Source organism: Streptomyces gobitricini, from assembly GCF_039532985.1.
GTDB classification, from domain to species: domain Bacteria; phylum Actinomycetota; class Actinomycetes; order Streptomycetales; family Streptomycetaceae; genus Streptomyces; species Streptomyces gobitricini.
The window spans coordinates 227269-243993 of the sequence record NZ_BAAASR010000021.1; the positions used below are offsets into that span (position 1 = coordinate 227269).

Sequence of the window (16725 nt, forward strand, 5' to 3'; positions counted from 1 at the left end):
TGTTTGCGCCCCCGTCTCACCCTCGACCCGCCACCTGGGGACCTTCCCGCCGTACGCCTCCGGCGCCTCACGGCGGCAGGAACGCGTGTGGCCCGCACCCGACTGCGCGGGTGCGGGCCGACGTGACAGGCCGATCAGGTCGTCGTACGCCTCCGGCGCGCGCCCGGACGGCGCTCGCTGGGCCGCGTGACCGGGTCGCCGGCCTCCAGCGCGGCCGTGCGGCGCCGGAGCCCGAACTCGGCCAGCGCCTCGGCCAGCTTGTGCACGGACGGCTCGGGCGACAGGACGTCCACCCGCAGCCCGTGCTCCTCCGCCGTCTTCGCGGTGGCGGGCCCGATGCAGGCGATGACCGTCACGTTGTGCGGCTTGCCCGCGATGCCCACCAGATTCCGCACCGTCGACGACGACGTGAACAGCACCGCGTCGAACCCACCGCCCTTGATGGCCTCCCGCGTCTCGGCCGGCGGCGGCGACGCCCGCACGGTCCGGTAGGCGGTGACGTCGTCCACCTCCCACCCGAGCTCGATCAGCCCGGCCACCAGCGTCTCGGTGGCGATGTCGGCGCGCGGCAGGAACACCCGGTCGATCGGGTCGAAGACCGGGTCGTACGGCGGCCAGTCCTCCAGCAGCCCCGCGGCCGACTGCTCACCGCTCGGCACGAGGTCGGGCTTCACGCCGAACTCGACCAGCGCGGCAGCGGTCTGCTCGCCCACCGCCGCGACCTTGATCCCGGCGAAGGCGCGGGCGTCGAGTCCGTACTCCTCGAACTTCTCCCGCACCGCCTTCACCGCGTTCACCGAGGTGAAGGCGATCCACTCGTACCGCCCGGTCACGAGCCCCTTGACGGCCCGCTCCATCTGCTGCGGCGTACGCGGCGGCTCGACGGCGATGGTCGGGACCTCGCTCGGCACCGCCCCGTAGGACCGCAGCTGGTCGGAGAGCGACGCCGCCTGCTCCTTGGTGCGCGGCACGAGGACCTTCCAGCCGAACAGCGGCTTGGACTCGAACCACGCGAGCTGGTCGCGCTGGGCGGCGGCGCTGCGCTCACCGACCACGGCTATGACCGGCCGGTGCCCCTCGGGCGACGGCAGGACCTTCGCCTGCTTCAGCACCTGCGCGATGGAGCCCAGCGTCGCGGTCCAGGTCCGCTGCCGGGTCGTGGTACCGGCGACCGTGACGGTCAGCGGGGTGTCGGGCTTACGGCCCGCCGACACCAGCTCACCGGCGGCGGCGGCCACGGAGTCCAGGGTCGTCGACACGACCACCGTCCCGTCCGACGCCCCCACCTCCGTCCAGCACCGCTCGCTCGCGGTCCGGGCGTCCACGAAGCGCACGTCCGCGCCCTCCGCGTCCCGCAGCGGCACACCCGCGTATGCGGGCACACCGACAGCCGCGGCGATACCGGGCACGACCTCGAAGGGGATCCCCTCGGCGGCGCACGCGAGCATCTCGGCGCCCGCGTTGCCGTCGAGTCCCGGGTCACCGCTCACCGCACGGACGACCCGCTTGCCGCCCCGCGCGGCCTCCATGACAAGATTGGTCGCATCCCTCAACACGGGGACCCCGGCGGGCATTGACGCATCGTCAACGACCGTCAGCTCAGGCGTGCTCACGCCCGCCCGCGCATGGCCGCGCACGACGTCGAGCACATCCGGCTCGGCGATCAGTACGTCAGCGCCCGACAGGGCCTCGACGGCGCGCAGTGTCAGCAGCCCCGGGTCACCGGGCCCGGCGCCCAGGAAGGTGACGTGCCCGCACGCGGAGTACGCGGAGGAAGCCTTGGATGCAGTGGTGGGGCTCAAAGTGCTCGCTCCCCCATAAGACCGGCCGCACCCTTGGCGAGCATCTCGGACGCGAGCTCGCGACCGAGCGCGACAGCGTCGCCGCGCGACGTGGGTACGGGACCGGTGGTGGACAACTGCACCAGCGTGGAGCCGTCGGTCGAGCCGACGACGCCCCGCAGGCGCATCTCATGAACAACCTGCCCATCGGCCTGGAGGTCGGCCAGGGCACCCACGGGTGCGCTGCAGCCGGCCTCCAGGGCGGCGAGCAGGGACCGCTCGGCGGTCACGGCGGCCCGGGTGTACGGGTCGTCGAGCTCGGCGAGCGCGGCGGCGAGATCGGTGTTCGCCGCCGTGCACTCGACCGCCAGGGCTCCCTGACCGGGAGCGGGCAGAACCGTGTCGACCGACAGGAAGTCGGTGACCTCCTCACCACGTCCGATGCGGTTGAGTCCGGCCGCGGCGAGTACCACCGCGTCCAGCTCCCCGTTCCGTACGTAGCCGATGCGCGTGTCGACGTTCCCCCGAATGGCGACGCACTCGATCTCCATGCCGTGGGCGCGCGCGTACGCGTTGAGCTGCGCCATGCGCCGCGGCGAACCGGTGCCCACGCGGGACCCGGCCGGAAGCTCCTCGAACCGCAGCCCGTCGCGGGCGACCAGCACGTCGCGCGGGTCCTCGCGCCGCGGGATCGCCGCGACCACCAGGTCGTCGGGCTGCGCGGTCGGCAGGTCCTTCAGCGAGTGCACCGCGAAGTCGACCTCACCCGCGAGCAGCGCGTCGCGCAGCGCCGTGACGAACACGCCGGTGCCCCCGATCTGCGCGAGGTGCTCGCGGGAGGTGTCACCGTACGTGGTGATCTCCACGAGCTCCACCGGCCGCCCGGTCACCCGCCGCACCGCCTCCGCGACATGCCCGGACTGGGCCATGGCGAGCTTGCTGCGCCTGGTCCCGAGCCTCAATGCCCTCTCGGTCATACTCGCCCTCTATTCGGGTCGTTCATGTCGGCCCGGCTGACGGAGGCGACCGTCTCCGGGTCGAGGTCGAAGAGTGTGCGCAGCGCGTCCGCGTACCCGGCGCCGCCGGGCTCGCTGGCGAGCTGCTTGACCCGCACGGTCGGCGCGTGGAGGAGCTTGTCCACCACACGGCGCACGGTCTGGGTGATCTCGGCGCGCTCCTTGTCGTCGAGGCCGGGCAGCCGCCCCTCCAGCCGGGCCATCTCCCCCGCGACGACATCGGCGGCCATGGTGCGCAGCGCGACGACGGTGGGGGTGATGTGCGCGGCGCGCTGGGCGGCACCGAAGGCGGCGACCTCGTCGGCGACGATGGCGCGCACCTGGTCCACGTCGGCGGCCATCGGCGCGTCGGCGGGGGCTTCGGCGAGCGACTCGATGTCGACGAGCCGGACGCCCGCCAGCCGGTGCGCGGCGGCGTCGATGTCGCGGGGCATGGCGAGGTCGAGCAGCGCGAGCGGAGCCGTACGGCCGGCCGTCGCGGCCTCGACCGCGACGCCCGTCAGCACCAGCCCCGTGGCGCCGGTGCAGGACACGACCACGTCGGCACGTGTCAGTTCTTCGGTCACGGAGGTCATGGCCACCGCGCGTGCGGCCACGCCCGTGCCGCCGGGCTCGGTCAGGATCTGTACGAGCCGTTCGGCGCGTTCGAGGGTCCGGTTGGCGACGACGATCTCGCCGACCCCGGACCGCGCGAGCGTGGCGGCCGCCAGCGAGGACATCGACCCGGCGCCGATCACGAGCGCCCGCTTGCCCCGGGCCCAGGCGGCGACGTCCTCACCGGCCGCCAGCTGCTCCAGCCCGAAGGTGACCAGCGACTGGCCGGCCCGGTCGATGCCGGTCTCGCTGTGGGCCCGCTTGCCGACCCGCAGCGCCTGCTGGAACAGGTCGTTCAGCAGCCGGCCGGCGGTGTGCAGCTCCTGTCCGCGCGCGAGGGCGTCCTTGATCTGGCCGAGGATCTGGCCCTCACCGACGACCATGGAGTCGAGTCCGCAGGCCACCGAGAACAGGTGGTGGACGGCGCGGTCCTCGTAGTGCACGTACAGGTGGGGGGTGAGCTCTTCGAGCCCGACCCCGCTGTGCTGGGCGAGCAGGGTGGACAGCTCGGCGACACCCGCGTGGAACTTGTCCACGTCGGCGTACAGCTCGATGCGGTTGCAGGTGGCCAGGACGGCGGCCTCGGCGGCCGGTTCGGCGGCGAGGGCGTCCTGGAGCAGCTTGCCGCGCGTCTCGGGATCGAGGGAGGCCCGCTCCAGCACGCTGACGGGAGCGCTGCGGTGGCTGAGGCCGACGACGAGGAGACTCATGCCGGCATCACGGCGGGCATGTCCCCGTCAGGTCCCTTCCGCCCCTCGGCCGCCGCGGCGGCCCCGGCGTCGCGCACGACGGGCGGCAGCACCGCCTCGGCGCCCGCACCCGGCTCCTCGCCCGCCTTGCGCTGCTCGTGGAAGGCGAGGATCTGCAGCTCGATGGAGAGGTCGACCTTGCGCACGTCCACGCCGTCGGGCACGGACAGCACGGTCGGCGCGAAGTTCAGGATGGAGGTCACTCCCGCCGCGACGAGCCGGTCGCAGACCTGCTGCGCGGCGCCGGCGGGCGTGGCGATGACGCCGATGGAGACGCCGTTCTCATCGACGATCTTCTCGAGGTCGTCGATGAACTGGACGGGCATGCCCGCGACCGGCCTGCCGACCATCGAGGGGTCGGCGTCGATCAGCGCGGCGACGCGGAAGCCTCGGGAGGCGAACCCGCCGTAGTTGGCGAGGGCGGCGCCGAGGTTACCGATACCGACCATGACGATCGGCCAGTCCTGGGTGAGCCCGAGCTCGCGGGAGATCTGGTAGACGAGGTACTCGACGTCGTACCCGACGCCACGGGTGCCGTACGAGCCGAGGTACGAGAAGTCCTTGCGCAGCTTCGCGGAATTGACCCCCGCCGCCGCCGCGAGCTCCTCGGAGGAGACCGTGGGTACGGAGCGCTCCGACAGTGCGGTGAGCGCCCGCAGATACAGCGGAAGCCTGGCGACGGTGGCCTCGGGGATTCCTCGGCTACGGGTCGCCGGTCGGTGTGTTCGGCCAGTTGCCACGGTGCTCCTGCGGGATGAGCGGGGCTGCAGGCGGCCATGCGTACCAAGACCGCCCCGTCGACAGCAGGCTATGTCTTTGTGAACGCGTGCACAAAGATGGTGTCCATTTTGTCCGCGCAAAGTGACCGGGCTCACGCGAATCGATCGCGCCATCCCGGAACCGGGGCACACCTCGGTCCGTTCGCGAGCCTCAGGGGACAAAGCGGCACACACTCCTCATGACCACGCCCCCGAAGCGCAACAAAACGCACACGATGGTAACCGTCTTTCCCGGTCACCCCCCGCCCTCGCGCCCGCCCTCGCGCCCACCCGCACGCCCGGCCCCCCGGGCGCCCACGCACCCGGCGGCCCGGCGGTCCGTGACCGTCGGCTCGGTGGCCCGTCGGTGGGCGGCTGACCGGCTGGTCGGGCGGGCCGGTTCGGGGCCGAGGGCCCGGCTGCGGGTCTGTGGGGCCGGGTGGGTTGCGGCCGATGGGCAACGGTCGGGGCCCCTGCGGGCTCACCTCCTCGCGGCCGGCGGGGCAACCACCCGCACTCGTCGCCGTCACTCGCCGCCGATCCTCCACGGCCCCTCCTCGCCGTACGCCACACAGTTCCTCGCCGTGGCGAGATCCGGCCCGCAGACGGCATACGACCGGGGTGGGGCCGTGCAGGGTCGCCCCCGCAGGGGTTGACGGCAACGGACGGGCTCCCTTTCTCGTACCCAAGGCCGTCGGCCCCGAGGAGGCGAGCCCGGAGGGGCCACACCCCACCACCCACCGGCAGCCACCGCCCCGCACACAAACCAACACCGAACCACCCGGAACCACCCCGAGCACGACCGGCCACACGGCGGGACCGCGCCGAAGACCCGACACCCGCCGGCGGCCCAGCGGCCCAGCGGCCGGACAGCACGGCGACGCCGCCCCCGACGGGTCAGGCCTCCAGCGCGCGGCGCAGACGCGCCGGGTCCACCTTCCAAAAGGTGTGCTGCTCGCCGTCCACCAGGACAACCGGAATCTGCTCCCAGTAGGCCCGGTGGAGTTCCTCGTCCTGGAGGATGTCCTTCTCCTCCCACACCGCACCGGTCTCGGCGCACACCTCGCGGATGACCGTCCGCGCGTCGTCGCACAGGTGACAGCCGGGCTTGCCGATGAGCGTCACGGTCCGCGGGCCGGTCTTCTTCTTCGTACGTCCGAACATGCACCCATTCTCCGCCCGCGTCACACCGGCGCCGCACAGAGTTCACGCCATGGCATCCCCGCCGGTCGGGAAGTTCCGAACACAATGGCTATGCTCACCGCATGGCCGCTCTGGGATGGCTCACCCCTCATAGGCGCTCCGCCACCGCACGCAGCGTGCTGGCGGGCGAGGCGTCGGCCGAGGCAGCCCGCAAGACCTCGCAGCCGGCGCCCGAACCCCAGTTCCCCGTGCCCGGCGACGACCGCGCCGCCGCCTTCTTCGACCTCGACAACACGGTCATGCAGGGCGCCGCGATCTTCCACTTCGGCCGCGGGCTGTACAAGCGGAAGTTCTTCCAGCGCCGCGAGCTCGCCCGGTTCGCCTGGCAGCAGGCCTGGTTCCGGCTCGCCGGGGTCGAGGACCCCGAGCACATGCAGGACGCCCGCGAGAGCGCGCTGTCCATCGTCAAGGGCCACCGTGTCTCCGAGCTGATGACCATCGGCGAGGAGATCTACGACGAGTACATGGCCGACCGCATCTGGCCCGGCACCCGCGCCCTCGCCCAGGCCCATCTCGACGCCGGCCAGAGGGTCTGGCTGGTCACGGCCGCGCCCGTCGAGACGGCGACCATCATCGCCCGCCGCCTCGGCCTGACCGGCGCTCTCGGCACGGTCGCCGAGTCCGTCGACGGGGTCTACACCGGCAAGCTCGTCGGCGAGCCCCTGCACGGCCCGGCCAAGGCGGAGGCGGTCCGCGCGCTGGCCGCCGCCGAGGGACTGGACCTGTCGCGCTGCGCCGCGTACAGCGACAGCCACAACGACATCCCCATGCTGACCCTGGTGGGCCACCCGTACGCCATCAACCCGGACACCAAGCTGCGGCGGTACGCGCGCGAGCGCGAGTGGCGGCTGCGCGACTACCGTACGGGCCGCAAGGCCGCCAAGGTCGGCATCCCGGCCGCCGCGGGCGTCGGCGCCATCGCCGGCGGCACGGCCGCCGCCGTGGCCCTCCACCGCCGCCGCCGCTGACGCCGCGGCCCCTCGACCACGCACCGGCCACCGGTCACCGGCAGGCCACCCATGGCCAAACCTGGCTCTTACCCTCCTCCGGCCCGCGCCAGTCGCGCCGCGCGGACTCGGGCACAAGAGAACCCGCACGCAAGCACTTCTCGAAGTAATCCGATCAATACCTGGTCACGAAGTGCGACTTGATCAGCCGCGTAGACGCAACAGAAGCGACTGAATCGATGATTTGAGCAACTCGGCGTAGCGCTCCCTGCACTAAGCGTTATTCTCCTCAAACGCATACGGGAACCACCACGCGTCGCTACGACGGGTGAAAGGTTCCGTACTGCACGTGATGGAAGCTCTGCCTCTGGGAGTCCCGTGTACCCACACGTCGGGGTTGACGCCTCGGGCCTGGCTACGCTCCGCGCGACGGTCCTCGACCATCTGCGCGGCTTCGTCCCCACCGCGTACGCCGTCCCGGCCTTCGCCTCACCGGCACTGGCCGGTCCTTGCTATGCCCTCGCCGACGGCGGTGCAGCCGTCGGGAGACGCGGCGGCCGGGGCGGTTCGGGCACCTCGACCACCGCCCGCCGGCCCACCGCCGACAGCGACAGCGCGCGCATGATGGATCTGGTCGAGCGCGCCCAGGCCGGTGAGGCCGATGCCTTCGGTCGTCTGTACGACCAGTACAGCGACACCGTCTACCGCTACATCTACTACCGCGTCGGCGGGAAGGCGACGGCCGAGGACCTGACCAGTGAGACGTTCCTGCGCGCCCTGCGCCGCATCTCCACCTTCACCTGGCAGGGACGCGACTTCGGCGCCTGGCTGGTCACCATCGCTCGCAACCTGGTCGCCGACCACTTCAAATCGAGCCGGTTCCGGCTGGAAGTGACCACCGGCGAAATGCTCGACGCCAACGAGGTCGAGCGGAGCCCGGAGGACTCGGTCCTGGAGTCCCTCTCCAACGCCGCCCTCCTGGAAGCGGTACGCAAGCTCAATCCACAGCAGCAGGAGTGCGTGACCCTGCGCTTCCTCCAAGGCCTGTCCGTCGCGGAGACCGCCCGCGTCATGGGCAAGAACGAAGGTGCGATCAAGACCCTCCAGTACCGGGCGGTCCGCACCCTGGCGCGTCTCCTCCCCGAAGACGCCCGCTGACCCCATACCCTCAACCAACCGTCAGTGACGCCTCGGTGACGCTCTGGTCCGATCATCTTTCGTGCGTAACCCAAGTGCCGAGCCGCTCGTTGTGCGGGATGCAGGCTCCCTGTGGTCACACGCTGGACCCAGCCACTCACTCGTTCGTGTGGATGTGTTCAAGGTGTGCAACCTTCCGGACCCCCCGGGGAGTCGACCGTCATGACGAGAGGAGGTGCCGCCAGTGATCGCGAACGTATCGGCGCACCGGCGGGCGAACGCCTTCGCCCAGGCCCTGGAAGAACAGGCGGCCGAGCAGCCCGGAGCCTCGGTCGAACCGACCGAGCAGGGTCGGCTGTTGGCCCTGGCGAACGGTCTCGGCGAATTGCCGAAGCCGGAGTTGGACCCCGACGTGAAGGTGGTGCAGCGAGCCCAGCTCGTCGCCGCCATGGAAGCACTGTTCCTGGAGGGCGCGGCCCCCGAGGGAAGTGCGTCCGGGGGCCCTACGGTGCCGGAGCAGCGGGCGGCGAGCGGGCGGGGCGCCCACCGGGCGACCGCGCTCCGGAAGTTGCGGCCCCGCTCCCGCTGGTCGAAGGGGCTCGCCGCCGGCGGCCTCACGGTCGGGGTGGCGGCGGGCGCGTTCAGCGGGGTGGCCGCTGCCAGTTCCGACGCCCTCCCCGGTGACTCGCTCTACGGGCTGAAGCGCGGTATGGAGGATCTCAAGCTCGGGATGGCGGACGACGACGCCGACCGTGGTGAGATCTACCTCGACCAGGCTTCCACCCGGCTCAGCGAGGCCCGCCGCCTCATGGAGCGCGACCGGTCCGGGGCGTTGGACCACGAATCCCTGGGCGAGATCCGGCGGGCGCTGAACGGCATGAGACACGACGCCACCGAGGGCCACCGGCTGCTCCGCCTGGCGTACCAGCGGGACGGCACCATCGCCCCGTTGGCGACGCTCGACTCCTTCGCCCGGAACCACCGGGAGGTCTGGAACGGCCTCCGTGACCGGCTGCCCGTCCAGCTGACCGACGTCGGGGACGAGGTGAGCGACGTCTTCGCCGCCATAGACGAAGAGGTCGGTCCGCTCCAGTCCCAGCTGCCGCAGCCCCCCGAGCGGAGCGACGGCCGGGGATCCGGCCGCCCGGGCGCCACCCAGGACTCCTCCGAGTCCGGGCCGTCCCACCAGGCGCCGTCCAGCCCGGAGAGCCGCCCATCGGGCAGCAGCGGCAAGCCGGGACCCTCCGGCTCGGGGTCGGGCGCGGCGAAGGACGAAGGCCTGCTCGGCGGCAACACCGGCGGGCTGCTCGAACCGGACCCCTCGTCGCCCCCACCGGCCACGGACAGCGACGACGGCCGGTCCACTCCGCAGCCGGCCCCGGACGTCACGATCCCGCCGATCCTCCCGGGCATCATCCCCGGCCTCGGGATCGACGAGGAAGACGCCGGGTAGACGTGCGCAAGGGTGGGTGTTCCTCCTCGGAGGGACACCCACCCTTCGCCGTCCGTCAGAAGAACACCGACCGCCGCTGCACCAGCAGCTTGTACAGCGTGTGCTGGATCTGCTCCCGCACCTGGTCCGTCAGGTTGAACATCAGCATCGGGTCCTCCGCCGCCTCCAGCGGAAATCCGTCCGTCGGGATCGGTTCCCCGAACTGGATCGTCCACTTCGTCGGCAGCGGCAGCGCCCCGAGCGGCCCCAGCCAGGGGAACGTCGGCGTGACCGGGAAGTACGGGATGCCCAGTACCCGCGCGAGGGTCTTCACGTTCCCGATCATGGGGTAGATCTCCTCCGCCCCCACGATCGAGCACGGCACGATCGGCGCGCCCGCCCGCAGCGCGGTCGACACGAACCCTCCGCGGCCGAACCGCTGGAGCTTGTAGCGCTCGCTGAAGGGCTTCCCGATGCCCTTGAAGCCCTCGGGCATCACCCCGACGACCTCACCGCGCTGGAGCAGCCGCTCGGCGTCCTCCGCGCACGCCAGCGTGTGCCCCGCCTTCCGCGCCAGCTCGTTGACGACCGGCAGCATGAAGACGAGGTCCGCGGCGAGCAGCCGCAGGTGCCGCCCGGCCGGATGGTTGTCGTGCACCGCGACCTGCATCATCAGCCCGTCCAGCGGCAGCACCCCCGAATGGTTCGCCACCACCAGCGCCCCGCCCTCGGACGGGATGTTCTCGATGCCCTTCACCTCGACGCGGAAGTACTTCTCGTACAGCGGCCGCAGCAGCGACATCAGGACCTGGTCGGTGAGCTCCTCGTCGTAGCCGAACTCGTCGACCTGGTACTCGCCGGTGACCCGCCGCCGCAGGAACGCCAGTCCGCCGGCGATCCGCCGCTCCCAGTCGCCGCCGCCCACGGCCGCCCGGGCCCCGTCCATGCCGGACGCGCCCGGGGCGGGCGTCTCGTCGGCGGCCTGCGGCCCCGGCAGCGGGCTCACCGCGCCGCCCTCGCCGTTCCGCCGCCGAGCGCCGCCGCCCGCGGGGGGCCGTCGGCGTCCGGGTCGCGGAGTGGCCGCACCCGAGCGCGACCGGTCGTCGTCGAACGGAATGACCTTGGCGTCCGCCATCGTTGAATCGCGCTCCCTCATCCGGCGCTGTGAGTCGTCTTCGCCCCGCCGCCCGGGAGCGGCGGCCGCCGCGCGGCGATCTTGTCGACCGCCCCCGCGAGGGCCTCCGGCGGCAGCAGGCCGGGCCCGCGACTGCGCGCGAAGTCCGCGAACGTCTCCGCGGTCGTGTATTTCGGCTCGAACCCGAGCGTCTCCCGCATCTGCGCCGTGCTGACCACCCGCCCGTGCATCAGCAACCTGATCTGCTCGGGCGAGAAGTCGGTCACACCGACCGTACGCAGCGCCGTGCCGACCCAGGTGACCGCCGGCAGCGGCACCGGCACCGTCGGCCGCCCCAGCCGCCGCGAACACTGCGACAGCGTCAGCACACCGTCACCCGCCACGTTGAACGTGCCGCTGTTGAGCGTGCCGCGCCGCGGCTCGTGGGAGCTGATCCGGAGCACCTCGATGACGTCGTCCTCGTGGACGAACTGCAGCCGCGGGTCGTAGCCGAACACCGTCGGCAGCACGGGCAGTGAGAGGTACTCGGCGAGCGGGGAGTCCGCGGTCGGCCCGAGGATGTTGGCGAAACGCAGCACGCAGACCGCCACATCGGGCCGCCGACGCGCGAAGCCCCGTACGTACCCCTCGACCTCGACCGCGTCCTTCGCGAAGCCGCCGCTGGGCAGGGACTTCGGCGAGGTCGTCTCCATGAAGACGGCCGGGTCACGGGGCGCGGAGCCGTACACGTTCGTGCTGGACTTCACCACCAGGCGGCTGACCGTCGGCGACTTCTGGCAGGCACCGAGCAGCTGCATGGTGCCGATGACGTTGGTCTCCTTGACGGCCGTCCGGCCGCCGGCGCCCAGCGGTGTCCCCGTGACGTCCAGGTGGACGACGGTGTCGACCTCGTACTCCGCCAGGACCCGCCCTATGGCGGGCTGCCGGATGTCGGCACGGACGAACTCCGCGGTGCCGAGCCGGTGCGAGGGCGGGACGGCGTCCACGCCGATCACCCGCTCCACTCCGGGGTCCTGCTGGATACGGCGGACGAACCTGCCGCCGAGCTGCCGGGCCACGCCGGTGACGAGCACGACCTTTCCCAAGATCAGCGCCTTCCGTTCGGTCCCTCGCCTATGCGCCACCGTAGCGGGTGGATGGAGCGCTGTGACGACCGCCGCACCCCCGGAGGCACCGCGGCGGCCCCGGAGGAGCCGGAGAAACACCGCGGCCCTCCCACCGGAAACCGGTGGGAGGGCCGCGGAACGCGCACGTACAGCCGTCGCCTACTTCTTGTTGCGACGCTGAACGCGGGTGCGCTTGAGCAGCTTGCGGTGCTTCTTCTTGGCCATCCGCTTGCGCCGCTTCTTGATAACAGAGCCCACGACTACCCTCGCTCACTTCTCGGAACACCCCCGCATCAGCGGGGGATCTCGGTGCGGGGCGTCTGGGCCCACACGACCTACGTCGGCCTAGCCTACCGGCCAGAGCGCCGTGCTTGTAACCGAGGGGTACGTGGGACTCTCCCGACGACCGCTAGGCGGTCTCCACCCCCACGAAGGACTCCCGGAGGTACTCGTGAACCGCTTGCTCCGGAACCCGGAATGACCTGCCCACCCGGATCGCCGGCAGATGACCGCTGTGCACCAAGCGGTACACGGTCATCTTCGACACTCGCATCACCGAGGCGACTTCCGCCACGGTCAGGAACTTGACCTCGTTGAGAGGCCTCTCGCCAGCAGCAGCCATGACCCACCTGTACCTTCCGCCCACAACGCCCACCGGCTTCCCCTCCGGTGACTCTTCGTCGCGGTGCGCTCACTCACCAGACTAGGGGCGGGTGATACGAGTGGGGAAGAGGAGCTGCCACCGGCCGCCTACCGTGACAGACACGCCCGATTGAGTACATAGCGAGTAAGCGGTCGGTAGTAATCGGACCGCACAGCGTCATCCAGCGGGACGGCGACGGACACGCGCCCCTCGGCCTCCCCGACGAAGAGCGCGGGGTCGTCCGTGTCGGCCAGGCCGACAGCCTCAATACCCAGCTGACCTGCCCCGCAGACCCATCCATGGTCCCCGACGACGAGCTCCGGCAGGGGTCCTCCGACATCCGCGAGACCCTCCAGAGCGGCCCTGACCGGCAGGGGGGAATGGGTGTGTGCGCCGGTCTCACAACCGGCGCCTTTCCGCCCCGGCTCCCGCACCAGCGCGACTCCCCGTACGTAGTCAATGCTGTACGTACGTACGCCGAACCGGGTCGTTATGTCGACACATCGGCCCTTCGCGGGTGTGAGAACGAGACATCCGGCCGCCGACAAAGCGTCTGCGAGTCCGGCGTAGAAACCGAGCAGACGGTGCGGATGACCCGTGCCGAGCAGCACCGGCGCCCGCCGCCGGGCCGCCTCCGCCAGCCGCGCGGCGAACGCGCCGAGCGCGGCCAGGGTCCGTTCGGGATCGATGACATCGGGCCCGGACCGGTACGCGGGGTCACCGGAGACCCCGCACTTGTCGGCCATCAGGCGTAACAGGTCCCCTTCGTCCCACGACCACCGCGGATGGAGCCCGAGGGTCACCCGAGGGTCCCGGGCCGCGAAGAGGCGATAGCTCCGGAGGCTGTCCTCCCGCGAGGTGGCCACGGGGCCGGCCAGCCTGGCCGCCAGCAGATGCGCGCGCAGTGCACCGGTACTCAACACCCTGCCGATGCTGCCGCAGCCGGCCCTGCACGGCGCCGGAACGGCCCGGACACCCCACCGTTGGCGTAACCCCACCGCTGGCGTGACCGCCCCGCCGGCGAGGTCGCCCCGCCGACGTGACCCGCCGCGGCGTGCGCCACCGCCATGCGCCGCTGACGCTCCGCGCGACCGGCGTGACCCGCCGTCGGCGTGACCGCGCCCGCCCTACGGCAGCAGCCCGCGCAGCGGGAAGGCCGCCCGCCGCGCCGCCAGCACCGCCTGGTCCAGCCGGTCCGCGGGGTCGTACCCTTCGTCCCAGCCCCGCCACGACACCGGCCACCGCCCGTCGGTCATCCGCCCCGGCGCCAGTTGCCGCGTCAGCGCGTACACCTCGTCCCGCCACGACGGCGGGATCACCGACTCCGGAGCCACCGGAGCACCGGCCGCGATGCCCACCAGGTGCGTCCACGAGCGCGGTACGACGTCCACGACCGCGTAACCACCGCCACCCAGGGCGACCCAGCGCCCCTCGGCGTACTCGTGCGCCAGCTCGTGGCAGGCCGCCTGGACCGCGCGCTGGGCGTCCAGGGAGACCGCCAGGTGGGCCAGCGGGTCCTCGAAGTGGGTGTCCGCCCCGTGCTGCGTCACGAGCACCTGCGGCCGGAAGTCCGCCAGCAGCTCGGGCACCACCGCGTGGAACGCCCGCAGCCACCCCGCGTCGCCGGTCCCGGCCGGCAGCGCCACGTTCACCGCACCACCCTCGGCAGGCCCCGCCGCACCCGTCTCCTCCGGCCACCCGGTCCCCGGGAACAGCGTGCGCGGGTGCTCGTGCAGCGACACGGTCAGGACCCTCGGGTCCTCCCAGAACGCCGCCTGCACACCATCCCCGTGGTGCACGTCCACGTCCACGTACGCCACCCGCTCCACGCCGAGCTCCAGCAGCCGCGCGATCGCCAGCGACGCGTCGTTGTAGACGCAGAACCCGGCCGCGGACCCCGGCATCGCGTGGTGCAGCCCGCCCGCGAAGTTCACCGCGTGCGTCGCCTCCCCGCGCCAGACCGCCTCGGCCGCGCCCACCGACTGACCCGCGATCAACGCCGATGCCTCGTGCATCCCGGCGAACGCGGGATCGTCCATGGTCCCCAGCCCGTACGCCTGGTCCGCCGCCCCGGGGTCGGCCGACGCCGCCCGTACGGCCGCCACGTAGTCCTCGCGGTGCACCAGCCGTAGCGTCGACTCCCCGGCCGGCTTGGCGGCCACCACGTCGACGGCCCGGTCCAGGTCGTACGCCCGCACCAACCGCATGGTCAGCTCGAGCCGCACCGGATCCATCGGGTGCCCCGCCCCGAAGTCGTACCCGGTGAGTGCGTCATCCCACATCAACAGTGCGCGGCCGCTCATGCCCGCCACCGTATCGGTCCGGTTCAACGGCGAACGACCGGGCGTATCGCAACGTCAGCAGCACCAGCACCAGAGGCACCACCATCGCCCACCGGTAGCTCCACGCGTCACCGACAGCCCCGACCAACGGCGACCCGACCAGAAAGCCCACGTAGGTGAAGACATTGAGGCGGGCCACCTCGGCGTCACCGCGCGCCGCCGCGAAGGTCTGCGGCACCACCACGCTCAGCCCGAAGCCCAGCACCGTGAACCCCGCCACCCCGGCCCCCGCCCCCGGAGCCCACGCCACCACCCCGAACCCGACCGCCGCCAGCCCCGCACCACCCCGCACCACGGCCACCGCCCCGAACCGCCGCACCCCGACGTCCCCCACCACCCGCCCCAGAAGGGTGGTGACCATATAGGCGTTGTACGGAACCGTCGCCAGCTCCTCCGAACCACCCAGCACGTCCGTCACATACTTCGCGCTCCAGTTCGACACCGTCGAATCGCCGATGTACGCGAAGGCCATCACCAGGCCCAGCGGCACCAGCGCCCCCACCGCACGCCCCGCCGGCCCTTCCGCCGTCCGCCTCTCCCCGTCCACGTACCACCGGCTCCCCAGCAACACCGCCGGCAGCGTCACCACGACGACCGCCAGGTACGAGACGTCCAGCGCCACACCCCGGTGCACCGCCACCCACGCCAGCGACGCCCCCGCGATCCCGCCCAGGCTGTACGCGGCGTGGAACCCGAGCATGATGCTGCGCCCGTACGCCCGCTGGAGGCTCACCCCGAGCATGTTCATCGCCGCGTCCAACGCCCCGACGGCCAGCCCGAACGACCCGAGCGCCACGGCCACCTGCCACAGCCGCTCCCCGGTGCCCACGCCGAGCAGGGCCAGCAGTACGACGGGCTGGGCCCACCTGAGCACGACGCTGGGCGCCACCCGCCGAACCAGCTTCCCGGCGCACACGCTTCCCACTCCGGCGAGGACCGGGACGGCCGCCAAGAAGACCGGCAGCAACGCGTCGGACAGCCCGTACCGGTCCTGTACGGCGGGGATACGCGTCACCAGGAGCGCGAAAGCCGTCCCCTGGACGAGAAAGGAGGCCGCCAGCGAGCCACGCCCACGCCGCAACCGCGCATCCGTCATGGCGGCACAGCGTAGGACCCTCACCCACCGCTGGGTAGATCACTCAGGCGAGCAACCCGAGCAACTGCCCCATGTCGTCGAAGCACCCGTTCACCCCGGCCAGCTTCCCGGCCGGTGTCATCGCCGTGAACCCGTACACGTCCATCCCGGCCGTCCGGGCGGCCTGAACCCCGAGCGGGCTGTCCTCCACGACGACGCACCGTTCCGGCACCACTCCCATCCGCTCGGCGGCGTACAGGAACAGGTCCGGCGCCGGCTTCCCCCGGCCCACGTCCTGCGCGCTGTAGACGTTGCCCTCCCGGAACCACCGGTCGAGCCCGGTCTTCCGGTGGCCCACGCGGATCCGCTCATGGCTCCCGGACGACGCGACGCAGTACGGCACGCCTTCCGCGACGAGCTTCGCCAGCATCTCGGGTACTCCGGTGACCACCTTCAGCTCCCGCGCGAAGGCCGCGAACACCCGCCGGTGGAACTCCGCGTCGAACCCCTCGGGCAACCGCTGCCCGGTCCGCTCCATGACCAGGTCGTGCACCCGGTGCACAGCGGCACCCATGTAGTCGCGCAGGGAGGCCTCGTACGAGGTGGGGTGCCCGAGCTCGGTCAGGTACGCCGCCAGGATGGTGTTGGACAGCGGCTCGCTGTCGACAAGGACGCCGTCGTTGTCGAAGATCACCAGTTCGTATCGCATACGACTACCCTAAAAGCCGGGTGTTGCCCTGAACGCAGAAAAGCCTCAGTCCCCGGACATAAATGTCCGGGGACTGAGGCTAATAATTGTTCGGCGGT

General features: G+C 71.9%; 16 protein-coding genes. 3 read left to right on the top strand and 13 right to left on the bottom strand.

Features of this window, described 5'->3' with window-relative positions; all coding sequences use genetic code 11:
- Window positions 1-134 precede the first annotated feature (134 nt).
- The 5 genes from ABD347_RS20460 to ABD347_RS20480 all read right to left on the bottom strand — a co-directional run bounded on the left by ABD347_RS20460 (window position 135) and on the right by ABD347_RS20480 (window position 6062).
- Window positions 135-1802: a bifunctional uroporphyrinogen-III C-methyltransferase/uroporphyrinogen-III synthase gene (locus tag ABD347_RS20460; protein ID WP_344363390.1), complete on the bottom strand. Its 1668-nt coding sequence runs from the start codon at window positions 1800-1802 to the stop codon at window positions 135-137.
- Window positions 1799-2758: a hydroxymethylbilane synthase gene (gene hemC / locus ABD347_RS20465; protein ID WP_344363391.1), complete on the bottom strand. Its 960-nt coding sequence runs from the start codon at window positions 2756-2758 to the stop codon at window positions 1799-1801. Before hemC ends, ABD347_RS20460 begins: the two co-directional genes overlap by 4 nt.
- Window positions 2755-4101: a glutamyl-tRNA reductase gene (locus ABD347_RS20470; protein ID WP_344363394.1), complete on the bottom strand. Its 1347-nt coding sequence runs from the start codon at window positions 4099-4101 to the stop codon at window positions 2755-2757. The genes hemC and ABD347_RS20470 overlap by 4 nt, the downstream gene beginning before the upstream one ends.
- A complete protein-coding gene (locus tag ABD347_RS20475; protein ID WP_344363395.1) occupies window positions 4098-4880 on the bottom strand; it encodes a redox-sensing transcriptional repressor Rex in 783 nt (260 codons plus the stop codon). Before ABD347_RS20475 ends, ABD347_RS20470 begins: the two co-directional genes overlap by 4 nt.
- Before the next feature lie 915 nt (window positions 4881-5795).
- Entirely contained in the window at window positions 5796-6062 is a 267-nt protein-coding gene (locus ABD347_RS20480; protein WP_344363398.1) for a glutaredoxin family protein, read from the bottom strand.
- Window positions 6063-6163: 101 nt separating this feature from the next.
- On the opposite strand from ABD347_RS20480, the gene ABD347_RS20485 reads away from it, so the two are divergent.
- The 3 genes from ABD347_RS20485 (at window position 6164) to ABD347_RS20495 (ending at window position 9638) form a co-directional block, all read left to right on the top strand.
- Complete coding sequence (locus ABD347_RS20485; RefSeq protein ID WP_344363400.1) at window positions 6164-7069, top strand: HAD family hydrolase; 906 nt, start codon at window positions 6164-6166, stop codon at window positions 7067-7069.
- 357 nt (window positions 7070-7426) lie between these two features.
- Window positions 7427-8206, top strand: coding sequence for an ECF subfamily RNA polymerase sigma factor, BldN family (locus ABD347_RS20490; RefSeq protein ID WP_344363402.1), 780 nt, complete (start codon window positions 7427-7429; stop codon window positions 8204-8206).
- A 223-nt stretch (window positions 8207-8429) separates the two neighbouring features.
- Window positions 8430-9638, top strand: coding sequence for a DUF5667 domain-containing protein (locus tag ABD347_RS20495; protein ID WP_344363403.1), 1209 nt, complete (start codon window positions 8430-8432; stop codon window positions 9636-9638).
- 55 nt (window positions 9639-9693) lie between these two features.
- Here ABD347_RS20495 and ABD347_RS20500 read toward each other — a convergent pair whose 3' ends face one another.
- From ABD347_RS20500 to ABD347_RS20535, 8 genes are all read right to left on the bottom strand, one after another.
- On the bottom strand, window positions 9694-10752 hold the full coding sequence (locus tag ABD347_RS20500; RefSeq protein WP_344363406.1) for a lysophospholipid acyltransferase family protein: 1059 nt from the start codon (window positions 10750-10752) through the stop codon (window positions 9694-9696).
- Between the two features lie 17 nt (window positions 10753-10769).
- The gene (locus tag ABD347_RS20505; RefSeq protein WP_344363408.1) at window positions 10770-11837 is read right to left on the bottom strand and encodes an NAD-dependent epimerase/dehydratase family protein; all 1068 of its coding nucleotides are present in this window, start codon (window positions 11835-11837) and stop codon (window positions 10770-10772) included.
- A gap of 180 nt (window positions 11838-12017) precedes the next feature.
- Window positions 12018-12116 (bottom strand): 30S ribosomal protein bS22, encoded by a 99-nt coding sequence (locus ABD347_RS20510; protein WP_003948845.1) that lies wholly within the window; start codon window positions 12114-12116, stop codon window positions 12018-12020.
- Between the two features lie 151 nt (window positions 12117-12267).
- Entirely contained in the window at window positions 12268-12480 is a 213-nt protein-coding gene (locus ABD347_RS20515) for a helix-turn-helix domain-containing protein (RefSeq protein WP_064070100.1), read from the bottom strand.
- Window positions 12481-12608: 128 nt separating this feature from the next.
- Entirely contained in the window at window positions 12609-13424 is an 816-nt protein-coding gene (locus ABD347_RS20520; protein WP_344363410.1) for a phosphatase, read from the bottom strand.
- A gap of 204 nt (window positions 13425-13628) precedes the next feature.
- A complete protein-coding gene (locus ABD347_RS20525) occupies window positions 13629-14804 on the bottom strand; it encodes an acetoin utilization protein AcuC (protein ID WP_344363413.1) in 1176 nt (391 codons plus the stop codon).
- Window positions 14773-15939 (bottom strand): MFS transporter, encoded by a 1167-nt coding sequence (locus ABD347_RS20530; RefSeq protein ID WP_344363414.1) that lies wholly within the window; start codon window positions 15937-15939, stop codon window positions 14773-14775. Before ABD347_RS20530 ends, ABD347_RS20525 begins: the two co-directional genes overlap by 32 nt.
- A gap of 43 nt (window positions 15940-15982) precedes the next feature.
- Window positions 15983-16627 carry an HAD family hydrolase gene (locus tag ABD347_RS20535; RefSeq protein WP_344363416.1) on the bottom strand — a complete coding sequence of 215 codons (645 nt, stop codon included), beginning with the start codon at window positions 16625-16627 and terminating at the stop codon, window positions 15983-15985.
- Window positions 16628-16725 lie beyond the last annotated feature (98 nt).